The sequence below is a fragment of the Streptomyces sp. NRRL S-337 genome, from assembly GCF_000720175.1.
GTDB lineage: Bacteria > Actinomycetota > Actinomycetes > Streptomycetales > Streptomycetaceae > Streptomyces > Streptomyces siderophoricus.
This window is the reverse complement of sequence record NZ_JOIX01000015.1, coordinates 1-23854: the sequence shown is the minus strand read 5'-3', so window position 1 is coordinate 23854 and position 23854 is coordinate 1. Positions and strand designations below refer to the sequence as shown.

Genomic DNA, 23854 nt, shown 5'->3' with positions numbered 1-23854 from the left:
GCACGTATGTGGCAACGGATTAGGCTGCCCCCATGGCTAAGAAGCGCGATGGCGGGGGTCTGTCCACGACGCAGCGGACCGCCAGGTTCCTCGGTGTCAGCGTCCTGGCCGGAGCGGTGCTCGCCGGTATCGCGCTGCCGGCGGCCGGGGCGCTGGGCCTCGCCGCCAAGGGTTCGGTCGAAGGCTTCGACGAGATCCCGGCGAACCTCAAGACGCCACCGCTCAGCCAGCGGACCACCATCCAGGACGCGGACGGCAACGAGATCGCCAAGGTCTACTCCCGTGACCGCACGGTCGTGAGCCTCAAGAACATGTCGCCGTACATCCAGCAGGCGATCGTCGCCATCGAGGACGCGCGGTTCTACCAGCACGGTGCCATCGACGTGAAGGGCATCCTGCGGGCGCTCAACAAGAACGCCCAGTCCGGCGGCGTCTCCCAGGGCGCGTCGACGCTGACCCAGCAGTACGTGAAGAACGTCTTCGTCGAGGAGGCCGGCGACGACCCGGACAAGGTCGCGCAGGCCACCCAGCAGACGATCGGCCGCAAGGTCAAGGAGCTCAAGTACGCGATCCAGATCGAGAAGGAGCTCGGCAAGCGCAAGATCCTGCAGAACTACCTCAACATCACCTTCTTCGGCGAGCAGGCGTACGGCGTCGAGGCGGCCGCCCAGCGGTACTTCAGCAAGCACGCGAAGGACCTGAACCTGGAGGAGTCGGCGCTGCTGGCCGGCATCGTCCAGTCGCCGAGCCGCTACGACCCGGTCAACGACCTGCAGGAGGCCACCCGGCGGCGCAACACCGTGCTGCAGCGGATGGCCGACCTGAAGAACATCACCCAGGAGCAGGCCGACGCGGCCGCCAAGAAGCCGATCAAGCTGGCGATCAGCCGGCCCAAGAACGGCTGCATCACCGCCACCGACGGCGCCGGCTTCTTTTGCGACTACATTCGCAAGGTCTTTCTCAGCGACAGGACTTTCGGCAAGAGCCGCAAGTCCCGCCTGAAGCGCTGGGACCAGGGCGGCCTGACCATCCGCACCACCCTCGACCGGCAGACCCAGAAGTCGATCCAGGCCTCCATCGGCAAGCACGTCTACGAGGACGACCCGGTCGCCACCGCCGCGACCATCGTGGAGCCCGGCACCGGCAAGATCCTCGGCATGGGCCAGTCGCGGCCGTACGGCTTCCGCGGGAACCAGACCATGCTCAACCTCTCGGTCGACCACGACATGGGCGGCGGCGCCGGCTACCAGCCCGGATCGACCTTCAAGCCGGTGATCGCGGCGGCCGCCCTGGAGCAGGGCACCAGCCCCGAGCAGGAGTACCCCTCGCCGTACCGGATGCCGTACCCGAGCCCGGTGCAGACCTGTGACGGCGAGTGGCACGGCTCCTCCGCCGACGTGACGCAGAACGAGAACCGTAAAGAGGTCGGCCCGTACGCCATGAAGGAGGCGACCGCGAAGTCGGTCAACACCTACTTCGTGCAGCTGATCAGCGACATGGGCATCTGCCCCGCGGTCAAGATGGCGCAGAAGATGGGCATCGAGCGGGCCGACGGCAAGCCCTTGCAGCAAGTTCCGTCGATGACGCTCGGGGTGCAGGAGATGTCTCCGCTGACCATGGCAGCCGGTTACGCCGCCTTCGCCAACGGCGGCGAGTACTGCTCGCCGGTCGCCATCGAGTCGATCACCGACGCCCGCGGCCGCGCCCTGAAGGTCCCGCGGACCAGTTGCCGTACGGCGATGTCGAAGAAGACCGCGGACACGATCAACACCCTCCTCAAGGGCGTCGTCGAGGACGGCACCGGCAAGGAGGCCGGCCTCAAGGGCCGCGACAGCGCGGGCAAGACCGGCACCACGGACAGCCGCTACGCCGCCTGGTTCGTCGGCTACACCCCGAACGCGGCCGGCGCCGTCTGGGTGGGCGACCCCCAGCACCAGCGCAAGATGTACAACATCACCATCGGCGGCGTACCCCACGACAAGGTCTACGGCGCCGACACCCCCGGCCCCATCTGGCGCGACGCGATGACCGGCGCCCTGGCCGGCCGGCCCGCGCCCGTCCTGCCCACCGTCCCGATCGACGACCCCGACAAGGACAAGGCCTCGGGCGACGACAAGGGCAACGGCAAGCACAAGCCCGGCCGCGGCCACGGCGGCGACAACAAGCCCGGCGGCGGCTGGCACCTCCCCGGCTGGCCCGACATCCTGGGTGGCGGCAACGGCGGGTGGTAGCGGCCCGGTTGGCGCCCGCCTCCTGGGACCGAGAGACAAGCGAGGGGCCGCCCCAGCCGGTGCTGGGGCGGCCCCTCGTCCGTCACCTCGTCTTCACCCGGCGAGCGGCCAGGACTTTCGTCCGTACCCCTCGGGTGAGGGGCTCGGTCCGCACGCCGCGGGTGAGCGCCTCCGTCCGTAACGCCTGCGGGCGAGGGCCTGCATCCGGACCGCTCAGCCGGCCAGCAGCTTCTTCACCATTCCGGCCACCCGGCCGCCTTCGGCGCGCCCGGCCACCTTCGGGTTGACGATCTTCATGACCGCGCCCATCGCCTTCGGTCCCTCGGCGCCGCTGCCCTTGGCCTCCGCCACCGCCGCCGCGACCAGCGACTCCAGCTCCTCGTCGGTCAGCTGCTTGGGGAGGTAGTCGGCGAGCAGCTCGCCCTCGGCGCGCTCCCGCGCGGCCGACTCGCTCCGGCCGCCCTGCTCGAACGCCTCCGCGGCCTCCCGGCGCTTCTTCGCCTCCCGAGCGATGATCTTCTCGACCTCGCCGTCGGACAGCTCGCGCGCCTCCGTGCCCGCGACCTCCTCCTTCTGGATCGCGGTCAGCGTGAGACGGAGGGTGGAGGAACGCAGCTCATCGCGCGTCTTGATCGCTTCGGTGAGGTCGTGCTGCAGCTTGGACTTGAGCGTGGTCATGCCGTCGAGTATGCCCCCACCCACCGACAACCGCCGCGCCTTTTCCCCGCCCCCGCCGCGAGCCCACGGCCCCCCGGGCCCCACCAAGCCTCCGGGCCCACCCCCACCCGTACACGCCTCCACCCGTACGCGTACGCGCGCCCTCACCCGTACGCACCGGCCCCCCTGCACGCGCCGGCGCCCTGTCCACGACGGCACCTGTACGCGCCCGGCCCGCCCCTCCCGGTGTACCGACCCCTCGCCACTCTGCAACGATGGGACCCATGCGCGCGCGATACGGAGTACCCCTGACCCTGACCGCAGTCGGCGCGGCCGGCCTCGCCTACGCCGCCGGCTACGAAGTCCGCTCCTTCCGCCTGAGGCGGGTCACGGTTCCCGTACTGCCGCGCGGTATGCGCCCGTTGCGCGTCCTGCAGGTGTCGGACATCCACATGGTCAGCGGCCAGCGCAAGAAGCAGCGCTGGCTGCAGTCGCTGGCCGGGCTGCGCCCCGACTTCGTCATCAACACGGGTGACAACCTCTCCGACCCCGAGGGCGTCCCGGAGACCCTGGACGCGCTCGGCCCGCTGATGGAGTTCCCCGGTGCCTACGTCTTCGGCTCGAACGACTACTACGGCCCCAAGCTCCGCAACCCGGCCCGCTACCTGATCGAGCGGGTCCAGGGCCGCCACGGCCTCAACGGCAACGCTCCCGTGGTGGGCGCCGTCCACAACCCGTGGGAAGAACTGCGCGACGCCTTCGACGCGGCCGGCTGGGTGGGCCTGTCCAACACCCGCGGCCGCCTCAAGCTGGAGGGCGTCGAGATCGCCCTCACCGGACTGGACGACCCGCACATCAAGCGCGACCGGTACGCCGAGGTGGCCGGCGGCCCCGAAGCCGGCGCCGATCTGTCCCTCGCCGTCGTCCACGCCCCGTACCTGCGCTCCCTGGACGCCTTCGCCGCCGACGGCTACCCGCTGATCCTGGCCGGCCACACCCACGGCGGCCAGCTCTGCATCCCCTTCTACGGGGCGCTCGTCACCAACTGTGACATCGACACCGACCGGGTCAAGGGCCTGTCCACCCACACCGCCGCCGGCCGCACCTCCTACCTCCACGTCTCCGCCGGCTGCGGCACCAACCGCTACACCCCGGTCCGCTTCGCCTGCCCCCCGGAAGCGACCCTCCTCACCCTCACCGCCCGCGACTGACACGCACGCCTGATCCGGGGCGGCCATTCCGGGCGTCCGAACCGCCCAAAGGGACTTCCCTCCTGGTGGGCGAACCGCCCGAAGGGCCATCCCGGAAGCCTTCCTCCTGGTGGGGCGAACCGCCCGGAGGGGGCCTCTCCCCTCCCTGCGGCCCCTCCCCCTAACGTGGAGGAATGTCCGACCCCAACCGGACCTCGCAGTCCACGCGCCACGCCACCGGTCCGGCCGGCGCCGCCGCCCGGACTCCCGCCGCGGCCGTCGCCCCCGCGACCCGCCATCGCCTGGCCGCCGTCTACCGCCTCCTGATCACCGCGACCGCCCTGACCGGCCTGGTCCTGGGGGCCGTCGCCATCCCCGGCCCCGCCCGCCTGCTCGCCTCCTTCACCGCGCAGGCCGGCCTCGCCGCCGCCCTGGTCTCCGCCGCCTCGGCCCACCGCGCCTGGACCGGCCGCCGCCCCCTGAGCCCCGGTCTCACCGGCGCCGCGCTCTCCTTCCTCACCCTCACCGCCGTCCTCCACCACGCCCTCCCCGCCATCTCCACCACCGCCTTCGCCCTCCCGAGCCCCACCCCCGGCACGCCCGTCCATTCCCTCTCCTCCCTCTCCTCCCTCCTCCTCACCACGCTCACCCCGCTCGCCGCCCTCGCCGACTGGCTTCTGCTCACCACACCCCGCGGCTTCCGCCCCCGCCACGCCTGGCAGTGGCCGGTGTACCCCTTCCTCTACCTCGCCGCCACCCTCGCCCTCCCCGCCACCACAGGCACCCGCCCCGGCAGTCTCACCACCACCTTCACCACCGCCCTGGCGAGCTGCCTCCTCCCCGTGATCACCATCGCGATCGACCAGGTCAGGCCCTCCCCACGTCTCTCCCGGAACCGGATTTCGCCTACGGGGATCGGTCCGCTAAAGTAGAGCTCGTTGCTTCGGGGTGTAGCGCAGCTTGGCAGCGCGCTTCGTTCGGGACGAAGAGGTCGTGGGTTCAAATCCCGCCACCCCGACTGAAGGAACACCAGGTCAGGGGCCTGATTCGCATCGCGGATCAGGCCCCTGATCCGTTTCTGGGATCGCCCGGGAGACATGCCGGAGAAGATCTTCGTGTGGGTGGCCCAGCACGCGGTCGCCGGCAAGGTGTGGCGAGCGTCTCACGCGGCGGTCCGTGGTTGCGTGTTCGCGCATCCGGCTCCCAATTCACCTCTGAGGACTGCCGAGGATCTTCTCTGCCACGAAGGTGACGAACGGCGGAGTGGGTGGAGTGGACGCCATGGGGGCCCGTAGGGCGGGCCCTTGTGAGCTGCAGCTGTGACTGCGGCCCCTTTTACGTATCAGGGAGCCAGGTCTCTTCCCTCAGGGCCGTGGCGGACTCGGTGTGCCGGACGCGGAACACCGACGTATGAAGGTCGGCGCGGTCCCACGGGTTGTACGGGCCCAACGCAAGGCGTCCCAGCGCTTCCGGTCGCTGTAGCGTCCTCGGCGTGGGTCTCCCCGCAGTCGACATGTGCCGACCCGACGATCCTTCCGTGTCGCCAGAGCCATCGGTTCCGCAGCCGATGCCGATGCCGACCGCACCTCATCGAGGACCTCATCGACTGTTCCGGAAGCTTTCGCGAACTCCCGTACCCTCGACGGACCATGAGCGGCGAATTCCGCTGCGGGGTCAGGGAAGGGGGGCAGGACGAAGGTGAGGGCACAGTCCCCGACCCCCCCAGACCCTGGAGTCGAGCGGGCAGCTCCAGAAATCGGGGTCACTCATCACGCCACCGTAGGCGCCACCACTGACACCTGGGCCAGGGTGGCGGATTCACGAGGGGCGCTGTGTTTCCTTACGAGGCAGACGAATTGATGGCGAGGTCAGGCCCGCCAAGGTCCGCGAGCAGGACGGCGGCATCTACGTTCTGGACGCACCGCTCGGCCTGAAGTCCGCCGCGCGGAATCCCGTCACCCAGGGCCCGGTGAGCCGCTCTGCGGCCGGGATCAGATCACGGTCAAGCGGCCCAACCGTCATACATCCCACACGGACCCCGGGCAGGAGCACCCCGCCCGCTGGTGACGGCGGGTCAAGCCGGCCTCCGGGGGACGACCCGGGGGGTGATCTAGCTCACACCGGCTCCGGTGTCCCCGTCGGCCTTACGCCGGTATGGCCGCGGCCCTGGTCGCTGCCGGTGGCAGGCTGATGTGGTGGATGCGCATCCGGAAGGCAACGCCGGAGCGCCGGCCTGACGCCGGACCTGGAAGCGGCACCACGGTCACGGTCCGGCACCTTCGGCACCACGGTCACGGTCCGGCACCTTCGGCCCGGCGCCCTCGTCCCGAACCCCCGGGAAACAACGCCGCGCCATTCGGCGCCGGTCCCTCCCCTCGTGGGGACCGGTGCCGAACAGCGCGGGCGGCGGTGATCCGCGCCCCCCGTACCGGCGCGGATCCGGGTTGGCCGGACCGTGGTCGACGCGGCGGCAGTCCGGGCCGGGCCGGGTCCTCGTGCTGAGGCGTCCCGGCCGTCACCACCGGCTGGTGGTTCCGGCGGACGGTGGCCGGGAACAGGTGTCAGGAGTCGTTGCTCCGGAGGGCCGGGTTTCGCCCGGCCGGGCAAGGCCCGGGTGCTGCGCCGTTGGCACGTGATACTGCCAGTCGTGCGTGCCCGCGAGGAGATTCCGGAGTCGGGCCGGGGGCTTAACCACAGGTCAGCCCGCTAAGGTGAGTTTTCCGGTCCGGATGTCCAGCCGCGGGGGAAGTAAGGAGTGGAGGCCTTGAGTTCCGACTCAGGGGCACGCTCAGCCTTCGCCGAGCGTCTCGCGCTGCTGTACAAGGAGGCCGGCAACCCTCCCCTCAAGAAGGTGGCCGAGGCGGTCGTCCGGCTGCAGCGGGTCGACGAGCGAGGGCGGCCGGTGCGGGTGTCCGTCCAGCGGATCAGCGACTGGCGACGGGCCAAGAACGTGCCCGCGCAGTTCGCCGCCCTCGCAGCGGTGCTGCAGGTCCTGATACCCCAGGCCCGGCGCTTGCGGCCGGTGCCGGTGTCCACGGGGCTGTACGACCTGGCCCAGTGGCAGCGTCTGTGGGAGCGGGCGGTCGGCGACCGTGCCGTGGCGTCCGCGCAGGAGGAGGAACGCCCCCAGGACCAGGCCGCGCCCGTACCCGGTGTGTGCCCGTACCGCGGGCTGGCGTCGTACCGTCCGCAGGACGCCCGGTGGTTCTTCGGCCGGGAGCGGAGCACGGAGGCCCTCATCGCCCAGCTCCGCGCGGCGGAGCGGACGGGCGGTCTGGTCATGCTCGTGGGCGCCTCGGGGGCCGGGAAGTCGTCGTTGCTCAACGCCGGGCTGGTGCCCGCGTTGCGGAGCGGCGTGGGGGGCGAGGACACGGGCGGTGGGGCGCGGGAGGTGCTGCAGCTCGTGCCGGGGGCTGATCCGCTCGGAGAGCTGATCAGCCGGATTCCCGAGCTCGCCGACGTCGTCCCCACCGTCCTCCCCACCGTCGCCCCCACCGCACCGGAGCCCGCGGCCACCGAGCCCGGGGACACGGAGCACGCGGCCACGGAGCCCAACACCCGAACAATTCCCCCCACCCCGCCCAAGCCCGACACCCCGGCAAGTCCCCGCACCCAACCCAAGGCCGACAGCACCACAACCAACCCCGGCCCCCCAACGAACCCCAGTCCCCCGCCGAACCCCGGCACCCCCCACTTCGCGCGCGCCGTGCGGGAAGCCGTCTCGGGCTGGGCGGGGCGGGGGGCGGCGGTCGCTGCTCGGCCGGTGGTGATCGTGGACCAGTTCGAGGAGGCGTTCACCCTCTGTTCCGACGAGGCGGCGAGGCGGACGTTCATCCAGGTCCTCCACGCCGCGTGCACGCCCTCCCCCGCGTTCTCGACTTCGGTCGACGAGGAGGGGCCCCCCTCCTCCGGCGACCCGGCACCCGCGCTCGTCATCGTCGGCATACGCGCCGACTTCTACGAGAAATGTCTCGGATATCCCGAACTGGCCGATGCGTTGCAGCACCGGCACATGGTGCTCGGTCCGCTGACCAGCGCGGAGCTGCGAGAGGCGGTGACCGGTCCCGCCAAGGCTGTGGGGCTGGAACTCGAACCGGGGCTGGCGGAACTGATCGTCCGGGAGGTGAGCGCCGACGGGCCCGACGGTGCGCACGACGCGGGCGTCCTGCCGCTGCTCTCGCACGCCCTGCTCGCCACCTGGCAGCGGCGGAAGGCGGGGCGGCTGACCCTGGCCGGCTACCGCGCGGCGGGCGGGATCCAGGGGGCGGTGGCGGCGACCGCCGAGCGGGCCTGGTCCGGTCTCGACCCGACGGCACGCACGGCCGCACGGCTGCTCCTCCTCAGGCTGGTCCGGCTGGGCGAGGACACCCAGGCCACCCGTAGGCGGGGAACGCGGCGCCAGCTGGCGGACGAGTCGACCGATCCGCACAAAACGGAGGAATCGCTCGAAGCGCTGGTGCACGCCCGGTTGGTGACGCTCGACGCGGAGGCCGTGGAGATCACCCATGAGGCGCTGCTCCACGCCTGGCCCCGGCTGCGCGACTGGATCGACGAGGACCGGAACGGCAATCTGCTGCGCCAGCGGCTGGAGGAGGACGGCAGGGCCTGGGAGGGCTCGAACCGCGACACCTCGCTCCTCTACCGGGGTTCCCGGCTGGAGCAGGCCCGCAGCTGGGCGGAATCCGCCGGTGACACGTTTCTGACCCGCAGCGCGGTGGAGTTCCTGGCCGCCGCGGTGCGGCTGCGCCGGCGCACGGTGTGGCTCAGCCGTGGTGCGGTGGCGGCCGTGGTCGTCATGGCGATGCTGGCGCTCGGTTCGGCGGTGGTGGCGTGGCAGCAGCGGGACGACTCGGTGTTCCAGCAGGTGCTCACCGAAGCCGATCGCGCCCAGTACACGGACCCGTCCCTCTCGGCCCAACTCGACCTGGTGGCACACCACCTGCGGCCCCACGACGAGGGTGCGAACAACCGGCTGCTCTCCATCGTGAACGCCCCGCTGGCCACCCCGCTCCGGGGCCACACCGGTGCCGTCTACCTCACCTCGTTCAGCCCCGACGGGCGGACCCTGGCCACCGCCGGCTACGACCGGACCGTCCGGCTGTGGGACGTGCGCGACCGGGGCCGCCCCGAGCCGCTCGGCAAGCCCCTGACCGGCCACACGAGTTGGGTGAGCAGCGCGGTCTTCGGCCCGGACGGGCACACCCTCGCCAGCGCCGGCGACGACGGCACGATCCGGCTGTGGGACGTGACCGACCCCCGTCACCCGTCCCGGCTCGGCCCGCCACTGGCCGGCCACCAGGGCACGATCTACCTGGTCGCCTTCAGCCCGGACGGCCACACCCTGGCCTCCGTCGGCGACGACCACACCGTCCGCCTGTGGGACGTGGCCGACCCGCGCCGTCCGAAGGCGCTCGCCACGCTGACCGGCCACACCTCCGCCGTGCGCTCCGTCGCGTTCAGCCCCGACGGACGGACGCTCGCGGCGGGCAGCGACGACGAGACCATCCGGCTGTGGGGCGTGTCCGATCCTCGGCACCCCAAGCCGATCGACAGGGTGCTCACCGGCCACACGGACCTGGTCCACTCGGTGGCCTTCAGCCCCGACGGCCGCACCCTCGCCAGCGGCAGCGCGGACGACACCATCCGGCTGTGGGACGTGTCCGACCCGGAGCACGCCAAGCCGATCGGCTCGCCGCTCACCGGCCACACCGGTCCCATCTGGTCCGTCGCCTTCAGCCCCGGCGGCGGGATGCTCGCCGCGGCCAGCGCGGACAGCACGGCGAGCCTGTGGAACGTCAGTGATCCGGCGTACCCGTCGCAGGTCGGCGAGCCCCTCGCCGGCAGCAGCGGCGAGATGTACGCCCTCGGCTTCAGCCCCGACGGCCGGACCCTCGCCACCGGCAGCGGTGACAGCAAGGCCCGCCTGTGGTCGATACCGGCCTCGGACATGATCGGCCGGAATGGGACGTTCCGGCGGGACGGGCGGGTGCTCGCCACGGCCGCGCGGGACGGCCGGGTCCGGCTGTGGAACGTGCACACCCGCGGCCGGCCCGTGCCCCTGAGCAGACCGTTCATGCAGGCGGACGGCTACCACCGTTCGATGGCCTTCTCCCCCGACGGCCGCATCCTCGTCGTACGGACCGGGCACCGGATGGTGTACCTGTGGAACGTCACCGATCCGGCCCGCCCGGTCCCGGCCGGGCCGCCCCTCACCCTGCACACCCGCTTCGCGGGCCCCGACTCACTGGCCTACAGCCCCGACGGCCGCACCATGGCCACCGCCTACGACGACCGCACCGTCCAGTTGTGGAACGTCAGCGACCCCTCCCACGTGGTGCCGCTCGACCCGCCGCTCACCGGCCACAAGGGCTTCATCAACTCCCTCGCCTTCAGCCCGGACGGCCGTACGCTCGCCAGCGGCAGTGCGGACGGCACCATCCGGCTGTGGGACGTGTCCGACCCGCGTCGTCCCGCCCGCTCCGGCCCCCCTCTCCGGGGCCACCTCGGGCCCGTCAACGTGCTCGCCTACAGCCCGGACGGCCACACGCTGGCCAGCGGCGGCGACGACGACACCGTCCGGTTGTGGAACGTCACGGACCCCCGCAGCGCGGCGCCGCTGGGCCCGCCGCTCACCGGCCACACCGAAGCGGTCGTGTCGCTGACGTTCAACCCGGACGGCCGGATCCTGGCGAGCGGCGGCGACGACAACTCGGTGCGGTTCTGGAACGTCTCGTTCCCGTCCCGGACCACGCCCATCGGCCAGGCGACCAGCCCCAACGCCAAGACCGGGAATTTCCTCGCGTTCAGCCCCAAGAGCCACCTGCTCGGGGTGTCGAGCGGTGCCGGCACCCTCCGGCTGTGGAGCCTGGACCCCGATCCGGCGATCCGCCGCATCTGCTCCACCACGCGGGGCGTCCTGACGCCGGAGAAATGGCGCGAGTACCTGCCCCACCTCTCGTACGAGCCACCGTGCGGCGCGTGACGACGACCGGGGTCTACGTGACTCCGATCACAACTCCGGGTCCGGGTTCAGCAGTTGACTCCCGTCGTGCTGACAGCCTTGCTACTCTTGGCCGCAGCCCGATCGCTGGTGCATCCCCCGTCGCCAGCGATCGGGCGCTTTCATGCCTGCTGTTACCGATTTACGCCTGTTGAACCTGGTACGCGGCTGTAAACCCTGGGTTGCTCGCGTTCCGCCCTGGCCCCTTCCCACCGTTCCCGGCTCACCCCTTCCAACTCGTCAACACCTCTTTATGAGTCGTAGCCTGGTGTCGTCCTGAGCGACAGAGCACCGAACGAGCGGGACGGTGAGACCGATGGCAGTGGCGTACGAGCAGATCGCCGACCGGCTTCGGCAGTCCATCCGCGCAGGTCAGCTGAGGCCCGGAGACCGACTGCCCGCCGAGGCGAAGCTCGCCGAGGAGTTCAGACGCAGCGTGCCGACCGTCCGGGACGCGCTCCGGGTGCTGCGCGACGAGGGCCTGATCGAGAAGCAGCACGGGCGCGGCAATTTCGTCCGGCGCCCCCGCACCACGACCGTACGCACCAACCTTCGCCACCAGTGGGAGAAGAACCGCGCCCGCCGGCCCCTGGAGGAGCGGGCCCGCACCGGCGCGACCGAGCACGAGACCGGCCTGCAGGTCGACGACCTGATCTTCCATGCCGCGTACCGCGAGACCACGGCGGACCAGGAGCTCGCGGCGGCGTTCGGCCTCCCCGAGGGCACCCCTCTCCTCGCGCGCTCCTACCGGACGCGTTGCGCGGCCGAGAGCGCCCCCTTCAGCCTGGTGACGTCCTATCTCGTCCGCGACCTGATCGCGGCGAACCCGGACCTGCTCGACCCGGCCAACGAACCGTGGCCGGGCGGCTCACAGGCCCAGCTCTCGACCGTCGGCATCGAGGTCGACCGCATCGAGGAGCGGGTCACCGCCCGCCCGCCGACGCCCGAGGAAGCGGCGGAGCTGGAGCTCCCGCCCGGCACCTCGGTACTCGTACTCCGCAAGACGTCGATCGACATCCAGGACCGGATCGTCGACGTCTCGCACGTCGTCCTGCCCGGCGACCGCACGGAAATGCTGTTCACCACTCCCCTGGAAAGGTGGTGAGTGCCGTGCGCCGGCGCATCATCATCGTCACGGCCGTCCACGCCCCCTCGGCCCCTTTCCTCCCGGAGGCGTACAAGTCCCTCCGCGAACAGGAACTCCCCGAAGGATGGGAGTGGCACTGGGTCGTCCAGGAGGACGGCCGCACCGACGAGGTCGCCCCGTACGTCCCCGACGACGCGCGGGTGACCTTCCGCCAGGGACGGGCCGGCGGCCCCGGTGTCGCCCGCACCCTCGCCCTGGCCCACGCCGAGGGGGAGTACCTCAAGGTCCTGGACGCCGACGACCAGCTGGCGCCCGGCGCGCTCGCCCGCGACCTGGCCGCCCTGGAGGGCGACCGCGGCCTCGGCTGGGCGACGTCCCGCGCCCTCGACCTGCTGCCCGACGGCTCGACCGTCGGTTTCCCGGGCGACCCCGAGGCGGGGCCGATCGAGCGCGGCGCCGTCCTCGACTTCTGGAAGGCGAACGACTTCCGCGCCCAGGTCCACCCGGCGACCCTCTTCGTGCGCCGCGACCTGCTCCTCGCCCTCGGCGGCTGGATGGCCCTCCCCGCCTCGGAGGACACCGGTCTGCTGCTCGCCCTGAACGCCACCAGCCGCGGCTGGTTCTCCTCGGAGGTGGGCCTGCTCTACCGCAAGTGGCCGGGCCAGGCGACCAGCCAGCCTTCCCACACGGACACCGCGGAGCGCCATGCGCGGATGGCGATCGCCGAGGCCCGGGCACGCGCGCTCGCGCACGTCAACTGGCGCTATCCGAGGGCCGACGGCTGAGGGGCGACGGCTGACGGCTGACGGCTGCGGGGAGATGGCCAGGGGGCGCGGGGCGAGCGAGCGGTTCCGGAGTCGTGCCTCTGGCCTGTTGATGCCCGGCGTGCCACCCTGCGCGGCACCCGTTGGTCGGCCCCGGCGGACGTCGTATCCGCGGCCGACAACGACAGCCGATGCAGGCAAGGAGACCGCCATGACCGAGCTCCGTGGAGACGAGCAAAGCCAGAGCAACACCTCGCAGGACGCCCTCAGGGAGAGGCACACCGCCCGCGCCCGAAGCGCTTCCGCCCGTACGGCCGCCGCCTGCCGCTTCGCCGGTTTCGCGACGGACCCCGGCTCCGTAGTGGCCGTGCCGGCGGCGGCCTCCGCGAAGGCCGCCAACGCCCTCCGCCTGTCCGCCGACGCCGTGGCCGCACTGACCGCGGGCAGCCCGGACCCCGCCGCGGACGCCCGGCACGCACGCAACGCGGCCGCGGCCGCCGTCCTCGCCGCCCAGATAGCCCGCTCCCACGGCATCAACCAACTCTGCGACGCCGCGTACGACGCCGCCCTCAAGGCATCCCTGGCAGCGGGAAGGGCCGCCGGACGGGACGGCTGGGGTGCCAGTGACCCGTTGAACGCCGAAGCGGAAGCGGCCGAGGCCGACGCCGTCGCCGCAGCCACGGCCGCCGGCTGGACGTAGGCCCTCATCCCTTCCCGGCCGTCCGGCACCGCGAGGAATCCGGCACCGCGAGGACCCGGGCCCGGGCCGCGACGCGGTGCCGGACCGCGCCCCTCCGGAACATCCTGGAACGCCCTCATCCCTGGTCGAAGGGGAGCTCCAGCATCCGGATCGCATTCCCGCGCAAGAGCTTGTACGTCACCTCGTCCGGCAGGCCCGCCATGTGTTCGGCCGCCACCTGCTTCGTGTGCGGCCAGGTCGAGTCGACGTGGGGGTAATCGGTCTCGAACGTCGCGTTGTCGACCCCCACGGTCTCGATCGCCTCGATCCCGTGCTTGTCCCGGAAGAAGCAGCAGAAGATCTGCCGGTAGTAGTACGACGAGGGCGGTTCGGGGATCAGGTCCTTCACCCCGCCCCAGGCCCGGTGCTCCTCCCAGACGTCGTCGGCGCGTTCCAGGGCGTACGGGATCCAGCCCATCTGGCCCTCGCTGTATGCGAGTTTCAGGCGCGGGAACTTCACCAGCACGCCGCTGAACAGGAAGTCCATCATCGACGCCATCGCGTTGTTGAAGGAGAGCGCGGCCTGGACCGCGGGCGGGGCGTCCGGTGAGGCCGCCGGCATCTGCGACGACGACCCGATGTGCATGTTCACCACCGTCCCGGTCTCCTCGCACGCCGCGAAGAACGGATCCCAGTACCCGGAGTGGATCGACGGCAGCCCCAGGTAGGTGGGGATCTCGCTGAAGGTCACCGCCCGTACCCCGCGGGCGGCATTGCGCCGGATCTCCGCGACCGCCAGGTCGATGTCCCACAACGGGATCAGGCACAGCGGAATCAGCCGGCCGCCGCTGTCCCCGCACCACTCCTCCACCATCCAGTCGTTGTACGCCCGGACGCAGGCGAGCCCGACCTCCTTGTCCCGCGCCTCGGCGAAGGTCTGGCCGCAGAAGCGCGGGAACGTCGGGAAGCAGAGCGACGCCTCCACGTGGTTGAGGTCCATGTCCGCGAGCCGCGCCTTGGGGTCCCAGCAGCCGCGCCGCATCTGCTCCCGGGTGATCCCGTCCAGCGTCATCTCGTCCCGGGAGAACCCCACGGCCGCGATGATGCGCTTGTACGGGAAGATCTGCCCGTCGTACTCCCACCAGTCCGTGATCTGACCGTCCGGGTCCGTGGTGAACCGGTACTTCCCGCCCTCGTACGCCAGCTCACCGATGCCCGCGGTGAACGGCTTCGGCCCCCTGTCCTGGTACTTCTTCGGAAGCCAGGTCTCGAAGAGGTGCGCCGGCTCGATCACGTGATCGTCCACGCTGATGACCTTGGGAAGCTCCGCCGTGCCGCTCTCGTTGCTGATCACGCTGTACCCCCAACTGCCCGCCGGTGAGTCACTACGGGCCCGAATCTGACGACCCATCAGTTCTGAGGCTATGACCTCCCCCTCGCGACGACAAGCGCGCCCGGCAACTCCCCGTCCGGCGACTCCCCGCACCGGAACGGCCGCCCTTACGGTCCGCGCCGCACCCCTTGCGGGATGAGCCGTCGCCCGCTGAACTTGCACACGCCGGACTGATCTGACGCACCATCAGCTCACGTTCCCGTTGCGGACGAATCGAGAGGCGACATGGACATGGCCATGCACACGTTCTGGCTCAGCGGCGCCGAGTGGTTCGCGGTCCTCCGGATCGGCCTCGGCCTGTGGTGGCTGGAGAGCTGGCGGCACAAGGACAAGAAGACCTGGTTCGCCGGCGGCGGCATCGCCTGGGCGGCCGGCATCGCGGCCGAACACCGGTGGCCCGTCGTCCGCAAGAGCTTCGACCGCTTCGTGAAGCCGCGGCCCCGCCTGATGGCGTACCTCGTCGCCTACGCCGAACTCGCCCTCGGCCTCGGCCTGATCACGGGCTTCCTCACGCCGATAGCCCTGGTCGCGGGCGCCGTGCTCAATCTGATCTACCTGGCACTGATGATCCACGACTGGGCGGAACAGGGCCAGAACCTGATGATGGCGCTGATCTCGGTCGCCGGCCTTCCGGCGATGAGCTGGCAGAGCTGGTCGCTCGACGGGGCGTTGGGCCTGTTCCTGTAGCGGCTCGGCCCGCTACCGGAACAGGGGGCCGGGGTGCCGGCCCGGCGACGCGCTCGGCCACTCGTACCCGCCCAACCCCCGTCCTCCAGCCCCCCGCCCCCCAACTCCCGTCCGCTGTCCGCTGTCCGCTGTCCGGAAAGTGCCTTACGGCCTCCGCACCGCCGTACCTAACCTGGCCTTCGTGACCAGATTTCAGATCTGGTCACGGGGTCAGGGCCACGAGCCGGGCTCAAGGGGACAGGCGCAGAGCCGACCGGGGTGCGGGGGGAGGGGGAAGAGGGCGTGGAGCGGGCGGAGCGCGGTGAGCGGATCCTTGAGGCGGCCGGAGAATTGCTGCTCGCCTGGGGGTACGCGCGGGTGACGATCGAGGAGATCGCCCGGCGCGCCAAGGTGGGCAAGGGAACGGTCTACCTGCACTGGAAGACCAAGGACGCACTGCTCCTCGCCGTCATGCTGAAGGCACAGGCCCGCAGCCAGCAACGGCACGTGGCGCGGCTCCGCGCCGATCCGCTGGAGGTCCTGCCGAGCAGGATGATGCGGGAGCGCTTCCAGGACTTCCTCACCGAGCCCGTGCTGCGCGCCCTGTACACCGACGACTGCGACGTCCTCGGCCGGCTCAACGACCACGCCAAGAAGGAGTGCGCGGAGCTGATCGTCGAGGCCGACCGGACCCTGCGGCGCCATCTTGAGGTGCTGCGCGCACACGGTCTGGTGCGTACCGACACGGACGTACGCCACCAGCAGTACGCGCTGCTGGCGATCGCCACCGGCTTCTTCACCGCCGAGACGCTGCTCCACGAGCGGGCCCCGGACACCCCACAGACGCGTGCGGAGATCCTGGCCCGAACGGTCCGGAGCACGCTCGAAACCGCCCCCGACCACGCACACCACGCCGCCACCGCGGCCGTAACCGAAGTCATCCCCCTCTACGAGCGGTTGGCGGACCTCTCTGCCCGTGAGATCGACCGCCAGGTACGCCGCTGAGACCCAGCGGCAGGTACGTCGCCGCGGCGGGCGCGGCGGCGGCCGGAGACGGCGGCCGGTGACCGACCTCAGCCGCCTCACCCACTCCCGACCGGAGGAGAACGAAAGATGTCGGCATTACCCCGCTCCCCGCTCGCCGCGCACGTCGGGAAACACCCGGGCGAGCCACAGCTGATGGACCCCGCGCTGGTCAGCGACCCCTACGGCGGGTACGGGGCGCTGCGCGAGCAAGGTCCGGTGGTCCGCGGCCGGTTCATGGACGACTCGCCCGCATGGTTCGTGACCCGTTTCGAGGAGGTCCGGCAGGTCCTGCGCGACCCGCGGTTCGCGAACAACCCGGTCGCCTCCTCTCTGGGCACCAGGCCCGAGGACTCGCCCACGGTGCGGCTGTTGGACATGCTCGGCTTCCCCGAGCACCTTCGGGTCTACTTGCTCGGATCGATCCTCAACAACGACGCCCCGGACCACACCCGGCTGCGCCGTCTCGTCTCCCGGGCGTTCACCGCACGCAAGATCACCAACCTGCGGCCGCGCGTCGAGGAGATCACGGACGCCCTGCTGGACCGGCTCCCCGAGCACGCCGAGGACGGCGTCGTCGACCTGATCCAGCACTTCGCGTACCCGCTGCCCATCACCGTCATCTGTGAACTGGTCGGCATACCGGAAGCCGACCGCCCGCAATGGCGTCAATGGGGAGCCGACCTCGTCTCACTCCACCCGGACCGGCTCAGCGTCTCGTTCCCCGCGATGATCGACCACATCCACGGGCTGATCCGGGAACGGCGCGGCGCGCTCACCGACGACCTGCTCAGCGAGCTGATCCGCACCCATGACGACGACGGCAGCCGGCTGAGTGACGTCGAGATGGTCACCATGGTCCTCACCCTCGTCCTGGCCGGTCACGAGACCACCGCCCACCTGATAGGCAACGGCACGGCGGCGCTGCTCACCCATCCCGGCCAACTGCGCCTCCTCAAGGAGGACCCGGCCCTGCTCCCGCGGGCCGTCCACGAGCTGATGCGGTGGTGCGGACCGGTGCACCTGACGCAGCTGCGGTACGCCACCGAGGACGTCGAGCTCGCCGGCACCCGGATCCGCAGGGGCGACGCCGTGCAGCTGATCCTGGTGTCGGCGAACCACGATCCCCGCCACTACACCGACCCGGAACGCCTCGATCTGACCCGCCATCCCGCGGGCCACGCCGAGAACCACGTGGGGTTCGGCCACGGACCGCATTACTGCCTCGGCGCCACGCTGGCCAAACAGGAGGGCGAGGTCGCCCTCGGGAAGCTGCTCGCACGCTTCCCCGACGTCTCCTTGGCCGTCGAACCGGAACGCCTGGAACGTGCGCAGGTCCCGGGAAGTTGGCGGCTGGTGTCCTTGCCGCTGCGGTTGAACTGAGAATCACGCACGAGCCGGGGCGGGGGGCGAAACCACACCCCAGAGGTGGCGGGGCGGCCGGCCGCCCCGCCACCTCTTCGGGTCCGTCCCTCGGTTCGTAGCGCGCTATTTGCCGGCCACCGAGGCCCGCCAGGTGACCTGGTGCGAGCCCTCTCCCTCACCGTTGAAGATCACCGCGGTCGGCGCGTCGCCCTTCGGCAGCAGGTGGATGGAGCACTCGGTGACCACGCCGTTCGGCTTCACCATCTTGTTGGGGACGGCCTCCGGGCACTGGCTGACGCCGGGGCCGCCGATGTCGATCAGCGTCAGCTTCTGCACGGTCTGGCCGGCCGCGGTCTGCAGCGTCACCCCGTCGCTCATGCTGGGCAGCAGGTCGTACTTGCCGCTGTTCCGGTACTGCATGGTCACGTAGTACGGGACCATCTTCTTCTGGTCCGCGTCCAGGTCGAAGCGGCTCAGGTCGGCGAGGGAGCCGGCGCGCACGCTCTTCGGGGTGATCCGCAGCGAGACGGGCCGCTTGCTGCTGTCTTCCGTGACACCGTCGGCCGGCTTGCCCGCCGGCAGGATCCCGTCGGACGAACCGCCCGCGGCGCCGCCCTCACCCACCTTCCAGATGAGGGTGTCACCCCCGTCGTCCTTGTAGGAGACGGTCGTCGGCGGCTGTCCCTTGGGGAGCATGTAGATCTGGCAGATCGCGGCCGAGGCGCCGGCCGCCAGCTGCGAGGTGCCGCCCTCACGGCACTCGGGCGGCAGTCCGGAGCTTGTGGCCAACGGGTTGGACTGAAACAGCGAGACCGGCTGGGCGGGCTGGCCGTCGGCCCCGTTGACGGAGAAGTTCCGCTCCGGTGACAGGTTCTTCACCGTCTTCTTGCCGGTGTTCGTGTAGGAGAAGGTGAGGTAGTACGGCACCTTCCCCTTCAGGTCGTCGTCCAGCCGGATGTGCGAGAGGTCGGAGTCCGAGCCGCGGGCCAGCCGCGTCGGGGTGATCCGCAGCGGGTGCGCCTTGTCGTCGGAGTCGGTCCAGGTGGCCTGACGGGGCGTGGCCTTCATGGGCAGCGGCTTGGCGGGCGTCACGGCCTCCGACGGCCCCGGCGCCGCCTTGCCGTTACCGGGCCCGCCACATCCCACGGCCAGCAGCATGAGCGCGCTGAGACCCGCGGCACCCGCGATACGTATCGGCTTCCGCACGGCAAATCCCCCGTTGTTCTGCGTTGTTCTGCGATGTTCCGCGTCGTCCTGCGACGTCCTGCGATGTTCTGCCCCGGTACCCGTCGTCGCCGCCTGACCGGCCGGGACCGGTCCGACACACTAGCCGGGGCGGGGGAACGGCACCGCCCCAGGGCCCGGGCCGACGGGTCCGAAGGAACGCACCTCAACGAGGACGGCTGGCCCGAAGCGAGTACATGAGGGGAACGCGGGGACGGTCCCCGGGAAAGCGGTAGTACCCGTCGTCGCCCCGCCGGAGTGCGGCGAACCGCTGGAACATGGTCATGTCGTGCTCGTGCAGGAAGTCGATGCGCAGACCGGCGCCGGCCACCGCGGAGACGACGTCGCCGAGCGGATGCTGCCATTCGACACTGCGGTTGTTGACCGTCGGCGCCTCGAAGTCCGCGTACGTACCGGGCACTTCGTCGACCCAGGCGTCACGGCTGAAGTAGTCGTGGACGATCCGGGCGCCGGTCTCGTCGTCGAGACTGTCGGCCAGCGGGTGGAACTCGGCGAGGTAGAGAAAGCCTCCGGGCGCGACGAGCGAGGCGGCGGTGTCGGCCCAGCGCTCCAGGTCCGGGAGCCAGTTCAGGGCACCGATACCGGTGTAGACGATGTCGTACGACGCGTCGGGGGCGGCTTCGGCGGCGTCGTAGACGTCGGCGGCGACGAAGGCCGCCCGGTCCGGTCCGTAGCCGAGTTCGGCGGCGAGCTCGCGGGCGGCTTCCACGGCCGGTTCGGAGAAGTCCAGGCCGACGACGCGGGCGGCGCCGCGGTGCGCCCAGGAAAGCGTGTCCTGCCCGAAGTGGCACTGGAGGTGGAGCAGGGTCCGGCCGGTGACGTCTCCGACCTCCGCGGTCTCGAAGTCGCGGAGCACGTCCCGGACCCGGCGGAAGCGCTCCTGGTCATAAAAATCGCTCGCGGTGTGGATGGCCACTCGCTCGTCCCACCTCGCGCGATTGGTCTCCCGCCAGTCGTCGGGGCCGGTGTGTTTTCGCATATCGCGAAGTTATCCACAGGGTTGTGGCCCTCGCCAACGCATTTCGAGCGCCGGGCGCAGAATGGGCCCATGACTGACGAGACGACCGCAGGCCCCGACCGCTCCCCCGCCCCGACCCCTTCCTCGGCCGACCCCGACCGCTCCCACCGTTCCTCCGGGACGCTGACGGACTCGGCCGACCCCATAACGGGCCCGGGAGCGTCGGCACCTGACCCGGCCGGCTCGCCGAAGACGGACACCGCGGACCTGTCCCCCACGGACACCGCGGACATGCCCCACTGGGAGAAGCGCTTCCGCGCCCCGCGGATCGGGCTGCCGGACTGGGCCGAGGACGCCCCGGACCGCTCCCTGTTCGTCTCGAACGCCACCGGCACCTTCGAGCTGTACGCCTGGGACCGGGCGACCGGCGCCCAACGGCAGGCCACGGACCGGCCGAACGGCACGACGGACGGGACGCTCTCGCCGGACGGCGAATGGATCTGGTGGTTCTCGGACACCGACGGGGACGAGTTCGGCGTCTGGATGCGGCAGCCGTTCGCCGGCGGCCCGGACGAGCCGGCCACCCCTGGGCTCGCCCCCTCCTACCCGGGCGGGCTGGCCATCGGCCGCGACGGCACCGCGATCGTCGGCCGCTCCACGGACGACGACGGCTCGACGATCCACGTCGTACGCCCGGGAGAACCCCCGGTGGAGATCTACCGCCACCGCGAGTCGGCGGGCGTCGGTGATCTCGCGCACGACGGCTCACTGATCGCCATCGAGCACACCGAGCACGGCGACGCGATGCACTCCGCGATCCGCGTCGTCCGGCCCGACGGCTCCACGGTCGCCGAGCTGGACGACACCAACGGCGGCACCGAGGAGCTGGGCCTGGCGGTGCTGGGCTTCGCACCGGTGGACGGTGACTCCCGGCTGCTGGTCGGACACCAGCGCCGGGGCCGCTGGGAGCCGATGATCTGGGACCCGCTGACCGGCAAGGAGACGGCCCTGGAGATCGACCTCCCGGGAGACGTCGGTGCCGACTGGTACCCGGACGGCTCGGCACTCCTCGTGGAGCACGAGTACCAGGCCCGGAGCGAGCTGTGGCGGTACGACCTCGGAGAGGAGCCGACGGGCGCGATACTGGCCCGCGTCGAGACCCCGGCCGGCACGGTCTCGGGCTCGACGGCACGGCCGGACGGAACGGTCGAGTTCCTGTGGTCATCGGCCGCGCAGCCCCCGGAGGTGCGCTCGACGAGCGGTGCGGTCGTGCTGGACCCGCCAGGCATGAAGGCGCCCGGGTCGGTGCCGGTGCGGGACGTCTGGGTGGAAGGCCCCGGCGGCCGTATCCACGCCCTGGTGCAGCAGCCTGCGGGCGACGGCCCCTTCCCGACGGTGTTCGACATCCACGGCGGCCCGACCTGGCACGACAGCGATGCCTTCGCCTCGTCCCCGGCGGCGTGGGTCGACCACGGCTTCGCGGTCGTCCGCGTCAACTACCGCGGCTCGACGGGCTACGGCCGCGCCTGGACGGACGCGCTCAAGCACCGCGTCGGGCTGATCGAGCTCGAGGACATCGCCGCGGTGCGCGAGTGGGCGGTCAGCTCCGGCCTGGCGGACCCGGAGCAGCTGGTCCTGGCCGGCGGCTCCTGGGGCGGCTACCTCACACTGCTCGGGCTCGGCACCCAGCCGGAGGCCTGGGCCCTGGGCCTCGCGGCAGTACCGGTGGCGGACTACGTCACGGCGTACAACGACGAGATGGAAGCCCTCAAGGCCATGGACCGCACCCTCCTGGGCGGCACTCCCGAGGAGGTCCCGGAGCGCTTCGAGGCCTCGTCCCCCCTGACGTACGTGGACGCGGTGCGGGCCCCGGTCTACATCTCCGCCGGCGTCAACGACCCCCGCTGCCCGATCCGGCAGGTGGAGAACTACGTCCGGCGCCTGGAACAGCGCAGCCACCCGCACGAGGTCTACCGCTACGACGCGGGCCACGGCTCCCTCGTCGTCGAGGAACGCATCAAGCAGGTCCGCCTGGAACTCGACTTCACCCAGCGCTATTTGACCGCCCGGCGCCAGACCGCCTGACCGCCTGACCGCCTGACCGCCTGACCGCCTGACCGCCTGACCAGCAGACATCCGAAGGCAGTAGGGCCGAAGGCGGCAAGGCCGAAGGAAGAAACAAGGCAGAAGGCAAGACGCCAGAAAGAGGGCCGAACTCCCCGAAAGGAGAACAGAAGAGCACGGCTCAGGCCACCGCGTGATGGGCGAGGGCGGCATGCGGGTCGGTGACCCCGGAGCCCTCGGTCGTGTGATCGGTGTGGACGGTCGCGGCGGTGAGCCGGGGGACGGCGTGGATGAGTGCGTGCTCGGCGGCGACGGCGAGGGCGTGGGCCTGCACCACGGTCAGCTGGGAGTCGACGACGATGTCGGCCTCGGCACGCAGCGTGTGACCGATCCAGCGCATGCGGACCTGGCCCACGCCACGGACCCCGGCCACCGTGCGCAGGGCGGTCTCCGCGGTGTCGAGGAGCTCGGGATCGACGGAGTCCATCAACCGCCGGTAGACCTCGCGGGCCGCGTCCCGCAGGACGACGAGGATGGCGGCAGTGATCAGCAGACCGATGAGGGGGTCGGCAAGGCGCCAGCCGAGAGCTGCACCTCCGGCACCGAGGAGGACGGCGAGGGAGGTGAAACCGTCGGTGCGGGCGTGCAGCCCGTCGGCGACCAGGGCCGCGGAACCGATCTTGCGGCCGGTGCGGATGCGGTAGCGGGCCACCCATTCGTTACCGAGGAACCCGACGACGGCGGCCACGGCCACCGCCCCGAGATGGGTCACCTCACGGGGGTGCAGCAAGCGGTCAACGGCTTCGTAAGCGGCCAGGAGGGAGGAGGCGGCGATGGTGAGAACGATGGCGATACCGGCGAGGTCCTCGGCGCGGCCGTAGCCGTAGGTGTAGCGGCGGTTCGCCGCACGGCGGCCGAGCACGAAGGCGATGCCGAGGGGCACAGCGGTCAGGGCGTCCGCGGCGTTGTGGAGGGTGTCACCGAGCAGCGCCACCGAGCCCGACAGCGCGACGACGACCGCCTGGACCAGTCCGGTCACCCCGAGGATCCCGAGCGAGAGCCACAGCGTGCGCATGCCCTCCCGGGAGGTCTCCATCGCGGCATCCACCTTGTCCGCGGCCGCATGGCTGTGTGGGGTGAGCAGATGACCAAGCTGATGCCGCACTCGCCCCCAGCGCCCGGGAGAGGACGTCAGCCGGGGGTGGGAGTGGCCGGGGGCGTGAACGTGGCCGTGGGGGCCGCCGCCATGGCCGTTCGCCGGGTGGGCGGGGCTCTCGCCGTGGCCTTCACCGGCGCACGGGGAGTGAGCGTGGTCATGGCCGTGCGGGTGGGTGTGGCCAGGTCGTTGCGAGGGGGTGCGGTTGCCTGCCATGGGGCTACCGTGGCACACCGATTCCATTGCGGCTACAACGGTCGTACGCCCCCTGACCAGGTGCAATGGCGTTGCAGGTACCGATCGCAGGCTGGGGGCCGGCCCCGCGACCGGGAGGCTGTCTCTTATACACATCTCCGAGCCCACGAGACGGACTCCT

General features: G+C 71.3%; 17 protein-coding genes, 1 tRNA gene and 1 pseudogene. 12 read left to right on the top strand and 7 right to left on the bottom strand.

Annotated features, from left to right (window positions below; translation table 11 throughout):
• Positions 1–32: 32 nt before the first annotated feature.
• The gene (locus tag IG62_RS0113360) at positions 33–2231 is read left to right on the top strand and encodes a transglycosylase domain-containing protein (RefSeq protein WP_030801415.1); all 2199 of its coding nucleotides are present in this window, start codon (positions 33–35) and stop codon (positions 2229–2231) included.
• Positions 2232–2444: 213 nt separating this feature from the next.
• Here IG62_RS0113360 and IG62_RS0113355 read toward each other — a convergent pair whose 3' ends face one another.
• Positions 2445–2909, bottom strand: coding sequence for a GatB/YqeY domain-containing protein (locus tag IG62_RS0113355; RefSeq protein ID WP_030412583.1), 465 nt, complete (start codon positions 2907–2909; stop codon positions 2445–2447).
• A 263-nt stretch (positions 2910–3172) separates the two neighbouring features.
• On the opposite strand from IG62_RS0113355, the gene IG62_RS0113350 reads away from it, so the two are divergent.
• The 3 genes from IG62_RS0113350 (at position 3173) to IG62_RS0113335 (ending at position 5096) form a co-directional block, all read left to right on the top strand.
• On the top strand, positions 3173–4099 hold the full coding sequence (locus tag IG62_RS0113350) for a metallophosphoesterase (RefSeq protein ID WP_030801414.1): 927 nt from the start codon (positions 3173–3175) through the stop codon (positions 4097–4099).
• Between the two features lie 173 nt (positions 4100–4272).
• Complete coding sequence (locus IG62_RS43230; protein ID WP_051798030.1) at positions 4273–5010, top strand: hypothetical protein; 738 nt, start codon at positions 4273–4275, stop codon at positions 5008–5010.
• 12 nt (positions 5011–5022) lie between these two features.
• A tRNA-Pro gene (locus IG62_RS0113335) sits at positions 5023–5096 on the top strand.
• Positions 5097–5413: 317 nt separating this feature from the next.
• Here IG62_RS0113335 and IG62_RS50100 read toward each other — a convergent pair.
• Positions 5414–5593, bottom strand: a complete 180-nt coding sequence (locus IG62_RS50100) for a DUF6333 family protein (RefSeq protein WP_420711064.1) — start codon at positions 5591–5593, stop codon at positions 5414–5416.
• A gap of 26 nt (positions 5594–5619) precedes the next feature.
• Positions 5620–5844 (bottom strand): annotated as a pseudogene (locus IG62_RS50095) (DUF6333 family protein); the annotation flags it as partial.
• A gap of 989 nt (positions 5845–6833) precedes the next feature.
• On the opposite strand from IG62_RS50095, the gene IG62_RS0113330 reads away from it, so the two are divergent.
• From IG62_RS0113330 to IG62_RS0113315, 4 genes are all read left to right on the top strand, one after another.
• Positions 6834–11060: a WD40 repeat domain-containing protein gene (locus tag IG62_RS0113330; protein WP_037838288.1), complete on the top strand. Its 4227-nt coding sequence runs from the start codon at positions 6834–6836 to the stop codon at positions 11058–11060.
• 334 nt (positions 11061–11394) lie between these two features.
• Positions 11395–12183 carry a GntR family transcriptional regulator gene (locus tag IG62_RS0113325; protein ID WP_030801405.1) on the top strand — a complete coding sequence of 263 codons (789 nt, stop codon included), beginning with the start codon at positions 11395–11397 and terminating at the stop codon, positions 12181–12183.
• Positions 12184–12188: 5 nt separating this feature from the next.
• Positions 12189–12950, top strand: a complete 762-nt coding sequence (locus tag IG62_RS0113320; RefSeq protein WP_030801403.1) for a glycosyltransferase family 2 protein — start codon at positions 12189–12191, stop codon at positions 12948–12950.
• A 190-nt stretch (positions 12951–13140) separates the two neighbouring features.
• A complete protein-coding gene (locus IG62_RS0113315) occupies positions 13141–13629 on the top strand; it encodes a hypothetical protein (protein WP_030801400.1) in 489 nt (162 codons plus the stop codon).
• A 115-nt stretch (positions 13630–13744) separates the two neighbouring features.
• Here the strand turns inward: IG62_RS0113315 and IG62_RS0113310 are convergent, their stop codons facing one another.
• Positions 13745–14962 (bottom strand): amidohydrolase family protein, encoded by a 1218-nt coding sequence (locus IG62_RS0113310; RefSeq protein WP_030801398.1) that lies wholly within the window; start codon positions 14960–14962, stop codon positions 13745–13747.
• Positions 14963–15238: 276 nt separating this feature from the next.
• On the opposite strand from IG62_RS0113310, the gene IG62_RS0113305 reads away from it, so the two are divergent.
• The 3 genes from IG62_RS0113305 to IG62_RS0113295 all read left to right on the top strand — a co-directional run bounded on the left by IG62_RS0113305 (position 15239) and on the right by IG62_RS0113295 (position 18073).
• Positions 15239–15688 (top strand): DoxX family membrane protein, encoded by a 450-nt coding sequence (locus IG62_RS0113305; RefSeq protein WP_030801396.1) that lies wholly within the window; start codon positions 15239–15241, stop codon positions 15686–15688.
• A gap of 282 nt (positions 15689–15970) precedes the next feature.
• Positions 15971–16672 (top strand): TetR/AcrR family transcriptional regulator, encoded by a 702-nt coding sequence (locus IG62_RS0113300; protein WP_030801394.1) that lies wholly within the window; start codon positions 15971–15973, stop codon positions 16670–16672.
• Positions 16673–16780: 108 nt separating this feature from the next.
• A complete protein-coding gene (locus IG62_RS0113295) occupies positions 16781–18073 on the top strand; it encodes a cytochrome P450 family protein (protein ID WP_030801392.1) in 1293 nt (430 codons plus the stop codon).
• A 105-nt stretch (positions 18074–18178) separates the two neighbouring features.
• On the opposite strand, the gene IG62_RS0113290 is transcribed toward IG62_RS0113295, so the two are convergent.
• Together IG62_RS0113290 and IG62_RS0113285 are read right to left on the bottom strand one after the other, a co-directional pair.
• Positions 18179–19261 (bottom strand): hypothetical protein, encoded by a 1083-nt coding sequence (locus tag IG62_RS0113290; protein ID WP_078871983.1) that lies wholly within the window; start codon positions 19259–19261, stop codon positions 18179–18181.
• Positions 19262–19445: 184 nt separating this feature from the next.
• Complete coding sequence (locus IG62_RS0113285) at positions 19446–20279, bottom strand: class I SAM-dependent methyltransferase (protein WP_030801386.1); 834 nt, start codon at positions 20277–20279, stop codon at positions 19446–19448.
• A 270-nt stretch (positions 20280–20549) separates the two neighbouring features.
• Here IG62_RS0113285 and IG62_RS0113280 point away from each other — a divergent pair, with 270 nt between their 5' ends.
• Positions 20550–22343 (top strand): S9 family peptidase, encoded by a 1794-nt coding sequence (locus IG62_RS0113280; RefSeq protein WP_030801383.1) that lies wholly within the window; start codon positions 20550–20552, stop codon positions 22341–22343.
• 160 nt (positions 22344–22503) lie between these two features.
• Here the strand turns inward: IG62_RS0113280 and IG62_RS0113275 are convergent, their stop codons facing one another.
• Positions 22504–23694, bottom strand: coding sequence for a cation diffusion facilitator family transporter (locus IG62_RS0113275; RefSeq protein WP_030801381.1), 1191 nt, complete (start codon positions 23692–23694; stop codon positions 22504–22506).
• Positions 23695–23854: the final 160 nt, after the last annotated feature.